Raw genomic sequence first — 17,607 nt, 5'->3', positions numbered from 1 at the left:
CGAGCGTGGCGGCGCACGGGTCGAGATCGGTACCCCTGTGGACAGTCGCAGCCGTGCCGCCCTACGCGCCCTGTGGACAACCCCCGCACGGCCCTGTCGGCGTGCTATAGCCCTCGGCCTTTCCATGATCCACTCCATCTCGGGGAGGTGGTGGTGTCCGGGGCGTGTTGATCCAGCCACCTCGCCGTGCTGGCGTGGGGGTGTGTGGAGGAGGGCAGGTTCGTGGGCGCGTTCCGGAGGTGTTGAGCTCGCTTGATCGACTCCACTTCGGGGAGGTGGCGGTATCCGGGTCGTTTGATGCAGCCACTTCGCCGATCTGGCGTGAGGACCCGCGAGGACCGGCGAGGGCACGCGGGTCAGGAGAGCGCGGCGGCCACCGCCTCGGCGGCGGCGGTGACCTGGGCGCCGACGTCCGCCACGTCGAGCGGGGTCAGCGACACCACCCCGACGCTGCCCTCCAGACCCGGCACGCCGAGCACCGGCGCCGCCACCCCGTACGCGCCCGACTGGAGCTCGCCGCTTGTGCTCACCGGCCCCGGATCGCCGGCCCGCCCGGCCAGCACCGCCCGGCCGGCGGCCCCCCGCTCCAGCGGGTGCCGGGTACCGGTGCGGTACGCCACGTGGAACGACGTCCAGCTCGGCTCGACCACCGCGAGCGCCACCCCCTCGCCGCCCTCGACCACCGTCAGGTGTGCGGTCGCCCCGGTGCCCTCGGCGAGTCGGCGCAGCGCCGGCAGGGCGCCCTCGGCCAGCAGCGGCTGGGCGCGGCGGGCCAGGTGCAGCACGCCCACGCCGATGCGCAGGCGGCCCTCGCCGTCGCGCCGTAGCATCCCGTGGCCGGTCAGCGCGCCGACCAGCCGGTAGACGGCCGCCCGTCCGATGCCCAGCCGGTGCGCCGCCTCGGTGACCGTCAGCCCGCCCGGCGCGTCCGCGACCAGGTGCAGCAGCCGCAGGCCCCGGTCCAGGGTCTGCGCCGTCTCTCCCGTGCGTGCCGCCGTGTCCACAGCACGCAGCGTACGACCCGGCTCCGGCCAACCCGGAAATGTGCGGACGGCTACCCTTGTGAGGTGACGCTACGCCTGTATGACACCGCCACCCGATCGGTGCGGGACTTCGTCCCGCGGGAAGCCGGCAAGGTGGGGGTCTACCTGTGTGGTCTCACGCTCCAGGCCCCGCCGCACATCGGTCACCTTCGCTCCGGCGTCAACTACGACGTGCTACGCCGCTGGCTGCTCGACAAGGGCTTCGAGGTCACGTTCATCCGCAACCTGACCGACATCGACGACAAGGTCCTGGCCAAGGCGATGGAACAGGACCGGCCGTTCTGGTCGATCGCGTACGCCAACGAGCAGATCCTCACCGCCTCCTACCGGGCGCTGAACGTGCTCCCGCCGACGTACGAGCCGCGGGCCACCGGGCACATCCCGGAGATGCACGAGCTGATCGCCCGGCTGATCGAGACCGGTCACGCCTACCCGGCCACCGACGGCTCCGGCGACGTCTACTTCGACGTGGCCTCCTGGCCCGCGTACGGCTCGCTGTCCGGCCAGTCCCCGGCGGACATGCAACCCGCCGGCGACGCCCCCGACCGGGGCAAGCGGGATCCGCGTGACTTCGCGCTCTGGAAGGGCGCCAAGCCGGGCGAACCGGCCGATGCCTACTGGCCGTCGCCGTGGGGCCGCGGCCGCCCCGGCTGGCACATCGAGTGCTCGGCCATGTGCTGGCGCTACCTGGGCCCCGAGTTCGACATCCACGGCGGCGGGCTCGACCTGACGTTCCCGCACCACGAGAACGAGATCGCCCAGTCGCAGGCCGCCGACCTGCCGTTCGCCCGCTACTGGGTGCACCACGGCCTGCTCGGCATCGGCGGCACCAAGATGGGCAAGTCGCTCGGCAACACGCTCGACCTCGACTACGTGGCCTCGCTCGGCGTGCGCCCGGTGGAGCTGCGCTACTACTACGTCGCCGCGCACTACCGGTCCCGCATCGACTACTCCGAGGACGCGCTCCGCGAGGCCGCCGTGGCGTACCGGCGGATCGAAGGCTTCGTGCAGCGGGCGGCCGAGCGGGTCGGCGGCGGCCGGTCCGGCGACCTGCCGGCCGGCTTCACCGCCGCGATGGACGACGACCTCAACACGTCGGCGGCGCTGGCAGCGCTGCACGAGGTGGTCCGTGACGGCAACACCGCGCTGACCGCCGGTGACGATGTGACCGTCCGCACGACGCTCGCCGCCACCCGGGCGATGCTGGATATCCTCGGCGTCGACCCCCTGGACCCGGCCTGGACCGGCGGCGGCCGCACGGACGACCTGCGCGGCGTGGTGGACTCCCTGATCGCGCTGGCCCTGGAGCAGCGCGCGCAGGCCCGCGGCCGCAAGGACTGGGCCGCCGCCGACGCCGTACGCGACCAGCTCAAGCAGGCCGGCGTGGTCGTCGAGGACACCCCCCAGGGCCCGCGTTGGACTATTGGAGAGCAGGACTGATGGCCGGCAACTCGCAGCGCCGTGGCCGGCGACTGACGCCGAAGGCGGGCGCCCCCAAGGGCACCGGTGGCAAGAACAAGGACTCCCTCGCCGGGCGGGGCCGCACGCTGCCCGCCGACGAGCGGCCGTGGCACAAGGCGTACTCGGGTACCGAGAAGCTGCCCCAGCGCACCGCCTGGAAGCAGGACAAGGAGCGCCGCGCCGCCGCCGAGGAGGGGCGCGCACCCAAGATCGGCCAGCCCGGCACCAAGGACACCACCTGGGGCAAGGGCAGCCGGGCCGGCGTGCCGCTCAAGGGCGGCAAGGGCAAGCCCGCCGGCCGGGGCGGTCCCCGGGTCGCGCCGGGTCGCAAGGCCAACCCGGCGAAGGACAGCCCGGAGCTGCTTGTCGGGCGCAACCCGGTGCTGGAGTCGCTGCGCACCCAGGTGCCCGCGACCGCGCTCTACACCGCGCACGGCATCGACATCGACGACCGGGTCAAGGAGATCGTCCGCACCGCCGCCGACCGGGGCATCGCGATCCTCGAGGTCAGCCGCGCCGAGCTGGACCGGATGACCGGCGGCGTGCTGCACCAGGGCGTCGGCCTCCAGGTGCCGCCGTTCGCCTACGAGCCCTTCGACGACCTGGTCGCCGCCGCGCTGGAACAGGCCGCCCCGCTGCTCGTCGCGCTCGACGGCGTCACCGACCCGCGCAACCTCGGCGCGGTCATCCGGTCGGCCGCCGCGTTCGGCGCGCAGGGTGTCTTCGTACCCGAACGGCGTGCCGCCGGGATCACCGCGACCGCCTGGCGGACCAGCGCCGGCGCGGCCGCGCGCGTGCCCGTCGCCCAGGTCACCAACCTGACCCGGTCGCTCAAGGCATGCAAGGAGGCCGGCTTCGTCGTGGTCGGCCTGGACGCCGACGGACAGACCGACCTGTACGACCTGGAAGCAGCCGTCGGCCCGCTCGTCGTGGTGGTCGGCTCGGAGGGACGCGGGCTGTCCCGCCTGGTCGGGGAGACCTGCGACCTGACCGTCAGCATCCCGATGGTCTCCGACGTGGAGTCGCTCAACGCCAGCGTCGCCGCCGCGGTCACGCTCGCCGAGGTCGCGCGCCGCCGGTCCGTCGAGGCCTGATCGAGAGCAACGGAAAGGGGCGGTCCGCCGTGGCGGGCCGCCCCTTTCTCGCGTACGTCAGATCCGCTGGCCGGTGGCGGCGTGGAAGACGTGGCTGCGGCCGGTACGCGGCTTGACGAACACGGTGTCGCCCATGTTCGGCATGCTGCGCCGGTCGGTGCGGACCACGAACCGCTCGTTGTGGCCCTCCAGCGCGGCGTGGCCGTAGACGTTGGCGTCGGAGCCGAGGTCCTCGACCAGCTCGACCACGACCGGCATGCCGCCCTCGGACGGGCTGACCAGGTCGCAGTCCTCCGGCCGGAAGCCGACGGTGACCTTGCCGTCGCCGCCCTCGGCGCTGGCCGCCTGGACCTGCTCGCGGGTCAGCGGCACGATCATCTCGGCGAACGCGCCGCCCTGCTCGGTCAGCTTCACCGTCTTGATGTTCATGGCGGGGGAGCCCATGAAGCCGGCGACGAAGACGTTGGCCGGGGTGTCGTAGAGCGCCCGCGGGGTGTCCACCTGCTGGAGCACGCCGTCGAGCATGACCGCCACCCGGTGACCCATCGTCATGGCCTCGACCTGGTCGTGGGTGACGTAGACCGTGGTGACGCCCAGCTTCGCCTGCAGCGAGGCGATCTGGGTACGGGTCTGCACGCGCAGCTTGGCGTCGAGGTTCGACAGCGGCTCGTCCATGAGGAAGACCTGCGGCTCGCGGACGATCGCGCGGCCCATGGCGACACGCTGGCGCTGACCACCGGAGAGTGCCTTCGGCTTGCGGCTGAGGAACTCCTCCAGCTGGAGCAGCCCGGCCGCCTCCTTGACCCGCCGGTCGATCTCCGACTTCGAGGTCTTGCGCAGCTTGAGCGCGAACGCCATGTTCTCGTACACCGTCATGTGCGGGTAGAGGGCGTAGTTCTGGAAGACCATCGCGATGTCGCGGGCCTTCGGCGGGAGGTGGGTGACGTCCCGGTCGTCGATGTAGATCGCGCCGTCGTCGACGTCCTCCAGGCCGGCGAGCATCCGGAGGCTGGTGGACTTGCCGCAGCCGGACGGGCCGACCAGGACGAGGAACTCCCCGTCACCGATCTGGAGGTCGAGCTGGTTGACGGCGGGGCGCTCGGTGCCCGGATAGATCCGGGACGCCTTCGAGTAGGTGACCGTAGCCATGATGGAGCGCTTCCTTTCACCGGCAGGAACGTGCCGGACGATCCGAGTGAAGGAGCGACCGGCGCCCAAGGCACCGGCCAACGGGGTCGTCGCTCAGGGCAGCCGGGGCCGGCCGGAGTGTCGTCCGTGTCACTGCACGGTAAACGGCTTTCGCGATCGTGCCAAGACGTAGCGCTCGGGGTGGGATGGACGGCATACGCATAACGGTCAGTCGGGCACGGCGGGGCATCAATCTCCCGCTTGGGAGCGCGACCGAGCGATGATCCATCGGTCGTACCGGTCGGGATGCCGACGTTTTCCGTGCTCGGGAGCCCTGCGAGGCGGGATTTCCGGGGGCAAGTCGCTATGCTGAGCGCGACGCACGCGCCCCTGTAGCTCAGCTGGCCAGAGCACTCGCCTTGTAAGCGAGATGTCGCCGGTTCGATCCCGGCCGGGGGCTCCATTTTCACAAGGTGTTCCGGGGCCCATGTCGCCGCGGGACGCCGGGCTCCGTCAGCAGCGACACGACGGCGTGCCGCACGAGCGGTCAGGCGGGCCCACGGCTGTCGGCACCTGCGGGCTCCCAGAGCTGCACCACGTTGCCCTCCGGGTCTCGCAGGCTCGCGAACCTGCCGTTCGGATACTCCTCGGGGTCCACCTCGACGTCGATACCCGCACCGCGCAGTTGGTCGATCATCGCGTCCAGGTCCGCGACCCGGAAGTTGAGCGACCAGGAGTGTTCGGGGCCGCCGAAGTGCTCGGAGTCCGCCGGCATGGCCGCCAGGACGGTAGGGCCGGGTTTCTGCCACCAGGAAGACACGTCGTAGGACTCCGGTGCCAGGTCGACCCCGAGGTGCGTGGCGTACCAGTGGTTGATCCGGTCCGGGTCGTGGGCCCGGAAGAAGACGCCGCCGATACCCGTCACGCGTTCCATGATCTTCTCCCCCGCTGGGCGCTGTCAGGCTGAGCCTGCCGGATTCAGGCTAGAGAGAGCCCTGGCATCTGACGAGCAGCCATTCCGGCGAGCAGGAGCGAGAAGTCGCGGAGGTCGATGCCACGCGGACCGAGAGGCACTCGCCACGGCGCTCGGCCACTAATGGTCAGTCCCAGAAGTTGAACAGCAGCTCGCCGACGGTGGCCGGTGTCCAGTAGCCGATCTGGTCGTGTTCGGCGCGGTCGAGGGCGCTCAGGTCGGCCTGCGACAGCGGGATCCCTAGCTGATCGGCGGTGAGGACCCGGGCGTCGGACAGGGTGGCAAGGACAGGGGCGAGGCCGGGATGGTCGACGAACGTCACGGTGGCGTCGCCGACGGCTCGCGGGCGGGCGAAGGCGATGAACGGCACGGTGACGTGCCGCAGCACCGCGACGTGGTGCCGGGCAGCGGCGATGCCGACGGTGTGGAAGCTGGGTGTGACGCCGGCGGGGGTCACGCCGGCGATGGTGGCACCGAGGGCGCGGGCGGCGTGGTGACAGACGGCGGTGAAGGCCCTGACGTCCGCTCGTCCGCCGGGTGCGTGGAAGCCGGTGGCCCCGGGCGGCAGTCTCATGGTCGGGCTCCCTGGTCGTCGCGGCCGGTGCAGGCTATCCGGCGCCGGCGCCGGCGCCGGCGTGGAGGCCCGGCCACCCGACCCCGCCCACGCCGGATATCGATTGCCTGCTCGGGATGCCTGCGCCACCCTCTCCGCATGCTTGAGACGCGCGTCCTCGGCGAGGACGACTGGAAGGTGTGGCGGGAGCTGCGGCTCGCCGCGCTCACCGAGGCCGGGTACGCCTTCGGTGCCCAGCTGGCGGACTGGCAGGGCGACGGTGACCGCGAGGAACGCTGGCGCGGGCGGCTGGCCGTCCCCGGCTCGTACAACATCGTGGTGCTGCTCGACGGGCAACCGGTCGGGATGGCCAGCGGGATGCCGACCGAGCACGACGGGGTCGTCGAGCTGATCTCGATGTACGTGGCACCCGGGGGACGCGGCCGGGGCGTGGGCGACCACCTCGTCCGGGCGGTCGAGCAGTGGGCCCGGCTGGCAGGCGCGCGGACGCTGCGGCTCGCCGTGGCGGAGGGCAACCCGAACGCGTGGGCCCTCTACCTGCGCAACGGCTTCCGGGACACCGGCGACGTCGGCGGCCTGATGCCCGACGGCGTGCGCCGCGAGCACATCATGACCAAGAGCCTCGCGAACGAGCCGTAGGGGCGGGAGGCGCGGGCCGCGCAGTAGGCTGACCAGCGATGAGTCGCGCCGTCGAGGAGTCCAACCGGGCGATGCTGCGCGCCCGGGACGCGATGGACCGGGCGTACGCGCAGCCGCTGGACATTCCCGCGCTGGCCCGGATCGCGTACGTCTCGGAGGCGCACTTCATCCGTACCTTCCGGGCCACGTTCGGCGAGACACCGCACCGCTACCTGCAACGCCGCCGGGTGGAACGCGCCATGTACCTGCTGGTAGGCACCGACGAGCCGGTCACGGAGATCTGCCAGCTGGTCGGCTTCGGCAGTCTGGGCACGTTCAGCCGGACGTTCCACGGCATCGTCGGTGAGTCGCCGTCGGCCTACCGGCGCCGCAAGACCGCGCCGACCGGCGTCCCGGGCTGCTTCACCAAGGCCTGGATGCGCCCGAGCAGCACCGCGGGCGAGCCGGCCACCGCCGCCAAGCCGGCCACGGCGGGCAAGAAGCCAGCCGCCGTGCTCAGCGCCCCCGCACCTGCCGCCGCACGATGACCCAGAGCCGGTCGCCGAGCCGGCTGCGCCGTACCCAGCGCAATCCGGCCAGCCGGCTCTTCGCCGGCGTACGCGGGCGCGGCGGCGCGGTGACCCGGGCGTAGGTGGCACCTGTCGACGGCCTGGTGAAGCCGGGCTCCAGCCGTTCGGAGGCGACCGCCAGCGCGGTGAACTGGGCGAGCACGCGGGGATCGGGCCGGCCGCCTCGGGCGGCGGTACGCAGATCCCGCTCCACGACCGGCCGCCGGATCAGCTCGGTGAGCGGCCCGTGGACGGTGTCCAGCAGGTCGGAGACGGCGGCGACGCCGTCGCCCTCCCAGATCCGGGTGGCCCGGGACGGCCCGGTGGCGGCGCTGACGAACGGCACGTCCGCCCACTCCGGTACGAGCCGGGCGATCAGCGCGGTGTGCGGCAGCCGTGCCCGCTTCTCGGCCGCGGTGAACGCGAAGCTGGCCGCGACGAAGCCCGGCGCCAGGAACGGGGTGACCATCCCGGTGGTGTACGCGGAGGTGCACCACCGGCGCATCCGCTCGACCAGGTAGAGGTAGTCGATCAGGTGCTCGTCGCGGAGGCCGATGTCGCGGGCGTGGGCCAGCAGGGCGGTGACCCGGTCCCGTTCGGTGGCAAGTGCCTCCGGTGACACCGCGGCGTTCGGCACGCCCGCCAGCAGCTTGGTCAGGCCCGCCTGCTCCGGGGTGGGCGCCGGGTCGGCGTCGGCCCGGGGATACCAGTAGCCGACGACCAGTTCGCCTGCCGCGCCGGTGAGGCTCGGCGCGCGTACCACCTCGGGCAGCCGGGTGCGCACGGCCGGCCGGGCCAGGTAGTTCGACGGGAACTGGTGGTCGTGCAGCGCGGCGAGCCGTCGCGCTCGTTCCCGGAGGCCGACGCCGAGGACGGCGGCCGGGGGAGCGGCCGGCACGAGGCGGTGCGGCAGCTCCAGGCCGCGCCGGTCCCGCACGAGCCGGACCAGCTCGCGGGCCACGTCGCCCTCGGCGGCGGTGTCGTCGTTCGTGGCCAGGTTCGGCGTACGGCCGGCGGCGACGAGCGTCGCGGCGATGAGCCGGGAGTCCTTCCCACCGGAGAGGCCGAGCGTCACCTCACCGTCGTGCAGCCGGTGCAGGCCGGCGACGGCCCGGGTCAGCGCGTCGGCGGCCCGGTCCAGCCGCTCGCCGAGCGGCCGGTCCCGGTCGGTGAGGCCGCTGCGGACCACGTCGTCGGTGGCGTACCGGATCTCGCTGGTGAGCTGCCAGCCGCCGTCGGCGCGGCGGCGGCCGGTGATCCGCTCGCCCGGCCGCAGCAGCCGGATGTCGGCGAGCGGGGAGAGGTCGCCGCCGAAGTGGCCGGTGAGCAGGTACGACGACCAGCCGGCCGGGTCGGGGCGGGCCTCGCCGTGCAGGAAGGCGGCGAGCAGGCCGGGCCGGGTGCACCAGGCGGTGACGCCGTCGGCGGTGCCGGTGAACACGCGGGCCATGCCGAGCCAGTCCTGTTGCAGGGCGAGGCGGTCGTGGCCGAGGGCGAGCAGCGCGAACGGCGGTACGACGTCGCGGTGCACGTCCGCGCCGGTGAGCAGGTGGCGGGCGAGCGTCACCGGGTCGTCGCCGTCGACGCCGACCGGGATGCCCACCGAGACGGCGGTGACGTCGTCGTCGCCGGCGACGGGCGGCCACCGGTAGCCGCCCGGGTCGGAGGGGTGCAGCACCAGCACCCCCGAGTCGGTGCCGCCGAGGTGCCGGCGGTGCCAGCTCTCCGGCACCAGCTCGGCGGCGGCGCTGTGGAACCGGGCGACGGCGGCGTCACCACGGGACCGCGGGAGGGCGCTCGTGGCGGCCCAGGCCAACATCAACTGCATCGACTTCCCCCGATGTCGTCGCGAAGACGTTAACAGCGGGTGACGAGGTGGTGTCCCCGTCTGGACAAACGACGCAAGCCGGACCAGGGTGCCGGGCCGCAGGACTGCGCGGTTTTGGATAAGCAGCAGGCCGGGGCGCTGCTCTAGCGTCGTCGGCATGACGATGCTTTCGACTTCCCGCTCCCAGATCTACGTGCTCGACCAGGACGAGGCGCTCGACTTCTACGTCGGCAAGCTCGGCCTGGAGGTCAGCCTCGACCAGGATCTCGGTTTCATGCGCTGGCTCACCGTGCACGTGCCCGGCGACGCGGGCCGGGAGATCCTGCTGGAGAAGCCGGGCCCGCCGGCGCTGGACCCGAAGACCGCCGAGCAGGTCCGGGAACTGCTCACCAAGGGCGCCGCGGGCGGGTTCCTGTTCTTCACCACCGACGACGCGCACAAGACGTACGCGGACCTGGTCGCGAAGGGCGTCGAGGTGACCGACGAGCCGACCGACCAGCCGTACGGCATCGACTTCGGCATCCGCGACCCCTTCGGCAACCGCATCCGGATCGGGCAGATGCGCCAGGGGCAGTGAGCGGCGGGCCATCCGGACGGCGGGCGGCGGGCTAGTCTCGCGGTCCCCGACCGTGGAGGTGCCGATGCCCAGCCGCCTGCTCTACCTGGTCCGTCACGGCGAGCAGGACCGGCCGGAGGAGGAGGCGGACACCGGGCTGTCGGAGCGAGGGCGGCGGCAGGCGACGCTGCTGGGCGAGCGGCTGCGCGGCACGCGCTTCGCCGCCGTGCATCATGGGCCGGCCCGCCGGGCCGCGGAGACCGCCGCGCTGGTCGCGGCGTCGCTGCCAGATGTTCCGGTACGCGAGGACGACCGCGCCGGCGACCACATGCCGCACGACACCGACCCGGCCGGCCTGCCGGAGTCGTACGCGGCGTTCCTGGCCGGTTTCTCCGAGCGGGAGCGGCGCGCCGGACCGCGCGTGACAGCGGAGGCGGTGGCGCGGTTCGCCGCCGCCCCCGCGGAGGGTGACGTACGCGAGCTGGTCGTCACCCACAACTTCCTGGTCGCGTGGCTGGTGCTGCACGCGGTGGACGCGCCGGCGCGCCGGTGGATCGGGCTGAACCAGCAGAACTGCGGGCTGACGGTGATCCGCTACAGCTCGGGCGGCCCGCCGGCGCTCATCGCGTTCAACGACGTCGCCCACCTGCCGCCCGAGCTGCGTGCCACCGGCCTGCCCGACGACTACCGGATCTGACTCAGGCGATCAGCTTCACCACGGCGTCGGCCACGGCGCGGGCGGACTGCGGGTTCTGGCCGGTCACCAGCCGCCCGTCGACCACCACGTGCTCGGTGAAGTCCGGCGCCGGTACGTGCTGCGCGCCCGCCTCGCCGAGCTTGTCGGCGAGCAGGAACGGCACCTCGTCGGTGAGGCCGACGGCCGCCTCCTCGCTGTTCGTGAACCCGGCCACCCGCTTGCCGGCGATCAGCCGGGAGCCGTCGGTGAGGGTGAGGTTCACCAGCGCCGACGGGCCGTGGCAGACGGCGGCCACCACGCCGCCGCGCTCGTACACCGAGCGGGCGATCCGGGCCAGGTCGGGGTCGTCGGGGAAGTCCCACATGGTGCCGTGGCCGCCGGCGAAGAGGATCACGTCGTACCCGGCCGGGTCGACGTCGGCGGCCTTCGGGGTGTCGGTGACGCCGGCGGTGGCGAGGAAGTCGTTCTGGGTGCTGTCGTTCTCGTCCCGCCCGTCTACGGGCGGCTCCCCGCCGGCCACGGAGACGAGGTCGACGTCGTACCCGGCGGCCCGGAACACCTCCCACGGCTCGGCGGCCTCGCCGACGTAGTAGCCGGTCGAGCGGCCGGTGCGGCCCAGCTCGGAGTGACTGGTCAGGGCGATGAGTGCGCGAGTCATGCCTTCCATGCTGGCCCGGCCGCCCGCCGGCCGGCCATAGGCCGATGTCACAGCCGGAACGGGTTTGAAATCGGGCCGGGTCAGCCGGTGGCGCCGTTGATCAGGTCCACCACCTGCGCGGTGACGGCCGGCGGCGTGGTCTCCGGCGGGCAGTCGACGTAGCCGACCTGGTTCGGCCCGATGGTGAGCCGATAGGTGAACGCGTCGGCGCACATGGTCGGCGGGACGGTGGCGGCGGCCTCGGTGGCCAGCCGGGGGTCGGCCGCGAGTTGCCGCAGCCGGGTGAGCTTCTCCGCGCCGAGTTGTCCCTCGTGGGAGGCGCCGGCGCGGTCGGTCCTCGTCCAGTGGCCGTCCGGCCCGACCCGGACGGTGTCGGACAGCCCGGCGATGCCTCCCGACTTCTCGAGCACGACCTCGGAGACGAGCGGCGGGGGCCCGTCCGTGACGACGGGTGGCGCGTCGGTGCGGGCGCAGCCGGCGAGCGGGACGAGAAGGGCGGCGACGGCCGCCACGGCGGGGGCAGCTCTCATATCGGTTCGGACGCGCGACGGGACCACCCGGTTCCGGGTCACCGCTCCTCCTCATCCGTTCGGTCAGTGTCTCCGGCGGGTTCTCGCCAGCCTCTTTCACGTTCTTCGATGTATCGCTATATCTACATCAGTGACTACCCCCGTCACAACTTCGCCTTCCAGGAGGGCCCGTGAAAAGATCCGTCGCCGCCGTCAGCGCAGCGCTGCTCACCAGCAGCGTGCTGGCCTGCGTCACCACCTCGGCGCAAGCGGCAGCGCCAACCGCCCCCAGCCCTGAGACCTCTGCCGCAGCCAAGGCCGCGAGCCTGCTGCGCGCCAACCCCGGCGTCGTCCAGGGCGCCGGCGGTGAGGCCTATCAGGCCGTCCGCACCAAGGTCGACCCCTCCGGGGCCGCGCACACCCGGTACAGCCGGACCTACCAGGGTCTGCGGGTGTACGGCGGTGACTTCGTCATCCACACCGCCCCGAACGGCACCCTGACCAGCGCGTCGGTCAGCCTGTCCGCACCGCTGACCCTGAGCACCACCGCGAAGGTCGGCGCGGACGCGGCCAAGGCCAGCGCCCGCAAGACGTTCTCCGGTTCGCTCACCTCGGTCGGCGCGCCGGAGCTGTTCGTCGACGCCAGCAGCGGCAAGGGCCGCCTCGCCTGGGAGACCGTCGCGACCGGCTGGAAGGCGGACAAGCAGACGCCGTCGAAGCTGCACGTCATCACCGACGCCACCACCGGCAAGGTGATCGGCTCGTACGACGAGATCGAGTCGGTGGCCGGCACCGGCCAGGGCATCTACACCGGCTCGGTCACCATCGACACCACGCTCTCCGGCAGCACGTACCAGATGATCGACCCGGTACGCGGCAACGGCCGTACCTGCGACATGAACAACGGGACCTCCACCTGCACCACGTTCACCGACGCGGACAACGCGTGGGGCAACGGCGCCACCTCGAACCGGCAGTCGGCCGCCGTGGACGCGCACTTCGGCGCCGCAAAGACGTTCGACTACTTCAAGAACGTGCACGGCCGCAACGGCATCTTCGGCAACGGCCAGGGCGTGCCGAGCCGGGTGCACTACGGCAACAACTACGTCAACGCGTTCTGGGACGGCTCCCAGATGACCTACGGCGACGGCTCGGGCAACTCCCGCCCGCTGGTCTCGCTGGACGTGGCCGGGCACGAGATGAGCCACGGCGTCACCGAGGCGCTGGCCGGGCTGGTCTACTCCGGCGAGTCCGGTGGCCTCAACGAGTCCACCAGCGACATCTTCGGCAACATGGTGGAGTTCTACGCCGCCGCGCCGAGCGACCCGGGTGACTACCAGGTCGGTGAGAAGATCAACATCAACGGCAACGGTACGCCGCTGCGCTACATGTACAACCCGTCGCTGGACGGCTCGTCCGACTCCTGCTGGTCCACCAGCACGAAGAACAAGGACGTGCACTACTCCTCCGGCGTCGGCAACCACTTCTTCTTCAACCTCGCCGAGGGCACCGGCGCCACCGCGTACGGCACCTCGCCGGTCTGCGGCTCGGCCCCGGCCGTGACCGGCATCGGCCGCGCCAAGGCGGAGAAGATCTGGTACCGGGCGCTCGACGTGTACTTCACCTCGAACACCTCGTACGTCAACACCAGCAACCCGGCCAACACCGCTCGCGCGTACACCCTGCGGGCCGCTACCGACCTGTACGGCAACTGCTCCACCGAGTACAAGACTGTCCAGGCCGCGTGGACCGCGGTGAACGTGGCGGGCAACGACGCGCCGTGCAGCTCGACCGGCAACGACTTCTCCGTCTCGCTCTCGCCGACCTCCGGGTCGGTCACCGCGGGTGGATCGGCCTCGGCCACCGTCGGCACCTCCACCACCAGCGGCACCGCGCAGACCGTGACGTTCTCCGCGTCCGGCCTGCCGACCGGCGCCACCGCGTCGTTCAGCCCCACCTCGGTGACCTCGGGCGGCTCGTCCACGCTCACCATCGCCACCAGCTCCAGCACCCCGGCCGGCACCTACTCGGTGACAGTCACCGGCAGCGCGGCGTCGGGCACGAAGACCGCCACGTACTCGCTGACCGTGAGCAGCGTCGGCGGCGGCTGCACCGGCGCCGGCCAGAAGCTCGGCAACCCCGGCTTCGAGTCCGGCAACACGGTCTGGGCCACCACCTCCGGCGTGATCGGCCAGTACGGCTCGCAGGGCCAGCCGACCCGCACCGGTACGTGGAACGCGTGGCTGAACGGCTACGGCAGCACCCGCACCGACACGCTGTCGCAGTCGGTGAGCCTGCCGAGCGGCTGCTCCGCGTACTCCCTCTCGTTCTGGCTGCACATCGACTCGGCCGAGACCACCAGCAGCGTTCAGTACGACAAGCTGAACGTGCAGGTGCTCAACTCGTCCGGCTCGGTGCTGGCCACGCTGGCGACCTACTCGAACCTGAACAAGGCCAGCGGCTACAGCCAGAAGTCGTTCAACCTGGCCGCCTACGCCGGGCAGACCGTCACGCTGAAGTTCACCGGCACCGAGGACAGCTCGCTGCAGACCTCGTTCGTGATCGACGACACCGCGCTCAACGTCTCCTGACCTGACCGCCGATCCCGGGGCCCGGCGGCCACCCCACGCGGGTGGCCGGCGGGCCCCGGCCGTTACGGTCGCACCATGTCCGACGCGGAACTGACAGTCACCCTGGACGGCCCGGTGGCGACGGTGGTCATCCACAACCCGGCCCGGCGCAACGCCATGACTCCGGCCATGTGGCGGCAGCTCCCGGTACTGCTCGACGGCCTGGAGGCGGACCCGGCGGTACGGGTGCTGGTGCTCACCGGTGCGGGCGGCACGTTCTGCGCCGGCGCCGACCTGGGCGACCTGGACGAGCTGCTCGCCGCCGGTGACGGCAGCATCGCGGTGGCCGCCGAGGAACGGCTGGCCGCGTTCGGCCGCCCCACGGTCGCCGCCATCGAGGGTGCCTGCGTGGGCGGCGGATGCCAGCTCGCCGTCGCCTGCGACCTGCGGCTGGCCGCGGCGGACGCCCGGTTCGGCGTACCCCCGGCCCGGCTCGGCCTGGTCTACCCGGCACCGACCACGCGGCGGCTGGCCGCGCTGGTCGGTCCGTCGGCGGCCAAGCACCTGCTGTTCACCAGCGAGCTGGTCGACGCCGAGCGGGCGCTGCGGATCGGCCTGGTGGACGAGGTGCTGCCGGCCGGCGAGCTGGCCGGGCGGGTGGCGGCGCTGACCGCCACCATCGCCGAGCGGTCCCGGCTCACCGTGACCGCCGCCAAGGAGATCGTGGACGGGCGCGCCGACGCCGACCGGCTCGCCTGGTGGCACGCCCAGGTGCGGGACAGCGGCGAGGCCCGCGAGGGGGTGGCGGCGATCAACGAGCGCCGGCCGCCGCGCTTCGGCTGGGCCCCGCCGACCGCTGACTGACCGCCGTTTGCCCGGCACCCCTCGGCGGGTACGTCCCGGTCGTCGAACGGGGGGACCATCGTGGACGGTGATTCGGAACGCCGGGAGATCAAGCGGGGACGCCGTCGTGTGCGGCTGCTGCTGGTCGGCACGGTGCTGACATTCGCGCTCGCGTCGCTGCTGGTCGGGCTGATGGCGGACGGTGCGTTCCCCAGCAGCTGGCTGGAACGCGGCGACCCACCCGACTGGGTGGAGGTGACCGGCCTGGTCCTCGCGGTGCTGGGTATGGGGCTCGAAGTCGTCGCGCTGGTCCGCATGGTCCGCGGCGGCAGCTACCGGGCCGACCGCGAGTCGCGGCTCTGGGCGCTGAGCTTCCGCCGTCGCCGGGAACTGGCCCGCGCCGTCCGGCGCGGGGTCGTGGACTCCGCGGATGACCTGCCGTGGCTGCGCATCACCGCCGCGCAGATGATCCGGCAACGGCGACTCGTGCCGTTGTTCGGTGGCCTGGTGACGATGAACCTCGGCCAGTTGCTGCTCAGCCTGGCACCGATCTGGTTCGTCCTGTCCGGCGTCGCCGGGGTGGCGTTCGCGCTCGCCTGCCGGCAGATCCTCCGGGACGTGCCCCGGGCCGAGGCGTTCCTGCGGGAACACCCCGGCGATCCGGTGGTCACCGCGCCGACCGGCTCCGGCTGACCTGGGCCAGCAGCTCGTCCACCGACCACTGGTCGGAGGCGTGTTCGCCGTATTTCTCGGCGAGGACCCGACCGTCGGGTGCGATCAGGAAGTCGGCCGGCAGCCCGAGCCGCCCGCCGTGCGGGGAGGTGGACGGCAGCTTCTCCCGGCCGCGCAGGACGTGCCAGGTGCCGGTCACCACTGCTCGCAGGATCGGCAGCCAGGCGCGCGGGTCGAGCAGCGAACGCCGCGCCGACTCCACACCGAACTCCCGGTAGAGCCGCCGGTCCGGATCGGCCACCACGGCGAACGGCAGGTCCGCGACGTGCTCGCGCAGTTCGTCGGCGGGGGAGTGGAAGAGCACCACCTCGCGTACGCCGGCCGCCTCGATGTCGGCGTGCCGGCGGACGATCGAGCGCAGGTGGAGGTTGCAGACCGGGCAGCCGGCGAAGCGACGGAACTGGAGGTGGATCAGGCGGTCCGGATCCGGCAGGTCGATTCCGGCGCCGGTCACGCTGGTCAGGTGGCGAGGGGTGACGACGTCCATGCGCGCTCCCGTTGTAGGCGTACGACGTACTCCTACAACCGTAGGCGTATCTTGTACGCTGTCAAGGCCATGCCCCGTCCCCGTTCCCTGACCCACGCCCAGCTCGCCGACGCGGCGCTCGCGGTGCTCGACCGGGACGGCCTCGCCGGCCTCACCATGCGCGCGGTGGGCGCGCAGCTCGGCACCAGCACGATGGGCCTCTACCGCTACGTCGCCGACCGCGACGAGTTGGAAGCGCTCGTCGTCGAGCGGGTCCTCGAACCGGTCGACACCCGCCCGCCGCCCGCCGTCCCGTGGGCGGACGGCATCCGTGACCTGGCCGAGCGGGTACGCCGCGCGGTCGGTGTCCACCCGGCGGTGGTGCCGTTGCTCCCCGCGTACCGGCACCGCTCGCCGACGATCCTGCGCTGGGGCGAGGCGGTGCTAGCGGTGCTGACCGGGGCCGGCTTCACCGCCGTCGGACGGGTGATCGCGTTCCGCGCCCTGCTCGGTTACGTGGTCGGGGCGATCCAGATGGAGCACCTCGGCGCGCTGTCAGGCCCCGGAACGGCTGTCATCGCGGCGCTGCCCCGCGACGAGTTCCCCCTGCTCGCCGCGACCGCGCGCGAGGCCGGCGCGGTCGCACCGGAGGACGAGTTCGGCGGCGGGCTCGACCTCCTGCTCGACGGGCTGGCCCGGCGGCTCGACAGCTAGGCGCCCTGGTGGGACCGGCGGGCGCGGCGCCGGGGCGTACCCCCGACACCGCCCCCTGTGCCCGCCGGCCGTCGGTCACCGCGCCAGCGCGGCCCAGCTCGGCGTCACCGGCTCCCGCCGCAGCGGCATGCCCGCCTCGGCCGGGGTCCGGTCACCCTTGCGCTGGTTGCACGCGTAGCAGGCGGCGGTGGTGTTCCCCCAGGTGTTCCGGCCACCGCGCGAGCGGGGCAGGACGTGGTCGATCGTGCTCGCCGCGCCGTCGCAGTACGCGCACTTCCGCCGGTCGCGCGCCAGCACCCCGGCCCGGGACCAGGCCGGGCCGGCGCTGAACCGCCAGCGGGTCACCACGTACCGGACGAGGCGGACCACCCGCGGCAGCGGGAAGACGCCGATCACCCGGTCCGGCTCGGCCTCGTGGATCTCGGCGACCCGGCGGCAGAGCATCCGGATCGCGTGTTTGACGGTGACCCGGTGCAGCGGGCCGAGGTCGGCGTTTATGACGAGGACGGCGTCCACCGGGTTCTCCCTTCACGATCGGCGGTACGGCGACGAAAAAGCCGCCCGGTCCACGGGG

Annotated in this window: 19 protein-coding genes and 1 tRNA gene; 11 read left to right on the top strand and 9 right to left on the bottom strand. The window is 72.7% G+C overall.

Annotated features, from left to right (window positions below):
* Nucleotides 1-356 precede the first annotated feature (356 nt).
* On the bottom strand, nt 357-1,004 hold the full coding sequence (locus O7611_RS26445; protein ID WP_047891141.1) for an IclR family transcriptional regulator: 648 nt from the start codon (nt 1,002-1,004) through the stop codon (nt 357-359).
* Between the two features lie 63 nt (nt 1,005-1,067).
* On the opposite strand from O7611_RS26445, the gene cysS reads away from it, so the two are divergent.
* Together cysS and rlmB are read left to right on the top strand one after the other, a co-directional pair.
* Nucleotides 1,068-2,483 carry a cysteine--tRNA ligase gene (gene cysS / locus O7611_RS26440; RefSeq protein ID WP_194801905.1) on the top strand — a complete coding sequence of 472 codons (1,416 nt, stop codon included), beginning with the start codon at nt 1,068-1,070 and terminating at the stop codon, nt 2,481-2,483.
* Entirely contained in the window at nt 2,483-3,598 is a 1,116-nt protein-coding gene (gene rlmB, locus O7611_RS26435; RefSeq protein WP_194801904.1) for a 23S rRNA (guanosine(2251)-2'-O)-methyltransferase RlmB, read from the top strand. Before cysS ends, rlmB begins: the two co-directional genes overlap by 1 nt.
* 57 nt (nt 3,599-3,655) lie before the next feature.
* On the opposite strand, the gene O7611_RS26430 is transcribed toward rlmB, so the two are convergent.
* Nucleotides 3,656-4,747, bottom strand: coding sequence for an ABC transporter ATP-binding protein (locus O7611_RS26430; protein ID WP_194801903.1), 1,092 nt, complete (start codon nt 4,745-4,747; stop codon nt 3,656-3,658).
* 365 nt (nt 4,748-5,112) lie between these two features.
* On the opposite strand from O7611_RS26430, the gene O7611_RS26425 reads away from it, so the two are divergent.
* A tRNA-Thr gene (locus O7611_RS26425) sits at nt 5,113-5,189 on the top strand.
* Nucleotides 5,190-5,273: 84 nt separating this feature from the next.
* On the opposite strand, the gene O7611_RS26420 is transcribed toward O7611_RS26425, so the two are convergent.
* Entirely contained in the window at nt 5,274-5,660 is a 387-nt protein-coding gene (locus O7611_RS26420) for a VOC family protein (protein ID WP_194801902.1), read from the bottom strand.
* Between the two features lie 166 nt (nt 5,661-5,826).
* On the bottom strand, nt 5,827-6,273 hold the full coding sequence (locus tag O7611_RS26415) for a hypothetical protein (protein WP_194801901.1): 447 nt from the start codon (nt 6,271-6,273) through the stop codon (nt 5,827-5,829).
* Nucleotides 6,274-6,411: 138 nt separating this feature from the next.
* On the opposite strand from O7611_RS26415, the gene O7611_RS26410 reads away from it, so the two are divergent.
* The gene (locus tag O7611_RS26410) at nt 6,412-6,912 is read left to right on the top strand and encodes a GNAT family N-acetyltransferase (RefSeq protein WP_194801900.1); all 501 of its coding nucleotides are present in this window, start codon (nt 6,412-6,414) and stop codon (nt 6,910-6,912) included.
* Between the two features lie 38 nt (nt 6,913-6,950).
* Entirely contained in the window at nt 6,951-7,439 is a 489-nt protein-coding gene (locus O7611_RS26405; RefSeq protein WP_194801899.1) for a helix-turn-helix domain-containing protein, read from the top strand.
* Here O7611_RS26405 and O7611_RS26400 read toward each other — a convergent pair.
* A complete protein-coding gene (locus tag O7611_RS26400) occupies nt 7,408-9,288 on the bottom strand; it encodes a hypothetical protein (RefSeq protein WP_194801898.1) in 1,881 nt (626 codons plus the stop codon). The two genes, O7611_RS26405 and O7611_RS26400, sit on opposite strands and share 32 nt — an antisense overlap.
* A 157-nt stretch (nt 9,289-9,445) precedes the next feature.
* On the opposite strand from O7611_RS26400, the gene O7611_RS26395 reads away from it, so the two are divergent.
* Both O7611_RS26395 and O7611_RS26390 read left to right on the top strand, forming a co-directional pair.
* Nucleotides 9,446-9,865, top strand: coding sequence for a VOC family protein (locus O7611_RS26395; protein WP_194801897.1), 420 nt, complete (start codon nt 9,446-9,448; stop codon nt 9,863-9,865).
* 64 nt (nt 9,866-9,929) lie between these two features.
* Entirely contained in the window at nt 9,930-10,541 is a 612-nt protein-coding gene (locus tag O7611_RS26390) for a histidine phosphatase family protein (RefSeq protein WP_194801896.1), read from the top strand.
* Nucleotide 10,542: 1 nt separating this feature from the next.
* Here the strand turns inward: O7611_RS26390 and O7611_RS26385 are convergent, their stop codons facing one another.
* Both O7611_RS26385 and O7611_RS26380 read right to left on the bottom strand, forming a co-directional pair.
* Entirely contained in the window at nt 10,543-11,199 is a 657-nt protein-coding gene (locus tag O7611_RS26385; protein WP_228532484.1) for a type 1 glutamine amidotransferase domain-containing protein, read from the bottom strand.
* Between the two features lie 80 nt (nt 11,200-11,279).
* Nucleotides 11,280-11,711: a hypothetical protein gene (locus tag O7611_RS26380; protein ID WP_269697753.1), complete on the bottom strand. Its 432-nt coding sequence runs from the start codon at nt 11,709-11,711 to the stop codon at nt 11,280-11,282.
* A 188-nt stretch (nt 11,712-11,899) separates the two neighbouring features.
* Between O7611_RS26380 and O7611_RS26375 the strand changes: the two genes are divergently transcribed.
* The 3 genes from O7611_RS26375 (at nt 11,900) to O7611_RS26365 (ending at nt 15,814) form a co-directional block, all read left to right on the top strand.
* Nucleotides 11,900-14,299 carry a M4 family metallopeptidase gene (locus O7611_RS26375; protein ID WP_269697752.1) on the top strand — a complete coding sequence of 800 codons (2,400 nt, stop codon included), beginning with the start codon at nt 11,900-11,902 and terminating at the stop codon, nt 14,297-14,299.
* Between the two features lie 75 nt (nt 14,300-14,374).
* A complete protein-coding gene (locus O7611_RS26370; RefSeq protein WP_269697751.1) occupies nt 14,375-15,142 on the top strand; it encodes an enoyl-CoA hydratase/isomerase family protein in 768 nt (255 codons plus the stop codon).
* Between the two features lie 60 nt (nt 15,143-15,202).
* Nucleotides 15,203-15,814: a hypothetical protein gene (locus tag O7611_RS26365; protein WP_269697750.1), complete on the top strand. Its 612-nt coding sequence runs from the start codon at nt 15,203-15,205 to the stop codon at nt 15,812-15,814.
* Here O7611_RS26365 and O7611_RS26360 read toward each other — a convergent pair.
* Nucleotides 15,789-16,340: a peroxiredoxin-like family protein gene (locus O7611_RS26360; RefSeq protein WP_269697749.1), complete on the bottom strand. Its 552-nt coding sequence runs from the start codon at nt 16,338-16,340 to the stop codon at nt 15,789-15,791. The genes O7611_RS26365 and O7611_RS26360 overlap by 26 nt on opposite strands.
* Nucleotides 16,341-16,409: 69 nt before the next feature.
* Between O7611_RS26360 and O7611_RS26355 the strand changes: the two genes are divergently transcribed.
* Entirely contained in the window at nt 16,410-17,033 is a 624-nt protein-coding gene (locus tag O7611_RS26355) for a TetR/AcrR family transcriptional regulator (RefSeq protein WP_269697748.1), read from the top strand.
* 75 nt (nt 17,034-17,108) lie between these two features.
* On the opposite strand, the gene O7611_RS26350 is transcribed toward O7611_RS26355, so the two are convergent.
* Nucleotides 17,109-17,549 carry an HNH endonuclease gene (locus tag O7611_RS26350; RefSeq protein WP_269697747.1) on the bottom strand — a complete coding sequence of 147 codons (441 nt, stop codon included), beginning with the start codon at nt 17,547-17,549 and terminating at the stop codon, nt 17,109-17,111.
* Between the last annotated feature and the right edge of the window lie 58 nt (nt 17,550-17,607).

Source organism: Micromonospora sp. WMMC273 (assembly GCF_027460285.1).
GTDB lineage: Bacteria > Actinomycetota > Actinomycetes > Mycobacteriales > Micromonosporaceae > Micromonospora > Micromonospora aurantiaca.
Note: the sequence above shows the minus strand (reverse complement) of the source record. Positions and strands in the feature narration are given on the sequence as shown.

What these genes read in the sequence shown, in the direction of transcription:
- rlmB (WP_194801904.1), top strand. Translation starts at nt 2,483, where the DNA reads ATGGCCGGCAACTCGCAGCGCCGTGGCCGGCGACTGACGCCGAAGGCG.
- O7611_RS26430 (WP_194801903.1), bottom strand. Translation starts at nt 4,747, where the DNA reads ATGGCTACGGTCACCTACTCGAAGGCGTCCCGGATCTATCCGGGCACC.
- O7611_RS26420 (WP_194801902.1), bottom strand. Translation starts at nt 5,660, where the DNA reads ATGGAACGCGTGACGGGTATCGGCGGCGTCTTCTTCCGGGCCCACGAC.
- O7611_RS26415 (WP_194801901.1), bottom strand. Translation starts at nt 6,273, where the DNA reads ATGAGACTGCCGCCCGGGGCCACCGGCTTCCACGCACCCGGCGGACGA.
- O7611_RS26410 (WP_194801900.1), top strand. Translation starts at nt 6,412, where the DNA reads ATGCTTGAGACGCGCGTCCTCGGCGAGGACGACTGGAAGGTGTGGCGG.
- O7611_RS26405 (WP_194801899.1), top strand. Translation starts at nt 6,951, where the DNA reads ATGAGTCGCGCCGTCGAGGAGTCCAACCGGGCGATGCTGCGCGCCCGG.
- O7611_RS26400 (WP_194801898.1), bottom strand. Translation starts at nt 9,288, where the DNA reads ATGCAGTTGATGTTGGCCTGGGCCGCCACGAGCGCCCTCCCGCGGTCC.
- O7611_RS26395 (WP_194801897.1), top strand. Translation starts at nt 9,446, where the DNA reads ATGACGATGCTTTCGACTTCCCGCTCCCAGATCTACGTGCTCGACCAG.
- O7611_RS26390 (WP_194801896.1), top strand. Translation starts at nt 9,930, where the DNA reads ATGCCCAGCCGCCTGCTCTACCTGGTCCGTCACGGCGAGCAGGACCGG.
- O7611_RS26385 (WP_228532484.1), bottom strand. Translation starts at nt 11,199, where the DNA reads ATGACTCGCGCACTCATCGCCCTGACCAGTCACTCCGAGCTGGGCCGC.
- O7611_RS26370 (WP_269697751.1), top strand. Translation starts at nt 14,375, where the DNA reads ATGTCCGACGCGGAACTGACAGTCACCCTGGACGGCCCGGTGGCGACG.
- O7611_RS26360 (WP_269697749.1), bottom strand. Translation starts at nt 16,340, where the DNA reads ATGGACGTCGTCACCCCTCGCCACCTGACCAGCGTGACCGGCGCCGGA.
- O7611_RS26355 (WP_269697748.1), top strand. Translation starts at nt 16,410, where the DNA reads ATGCCCCGTCCCCGTTCCCTGACCCACGCCCAGCTCGCCGACGCGGCG.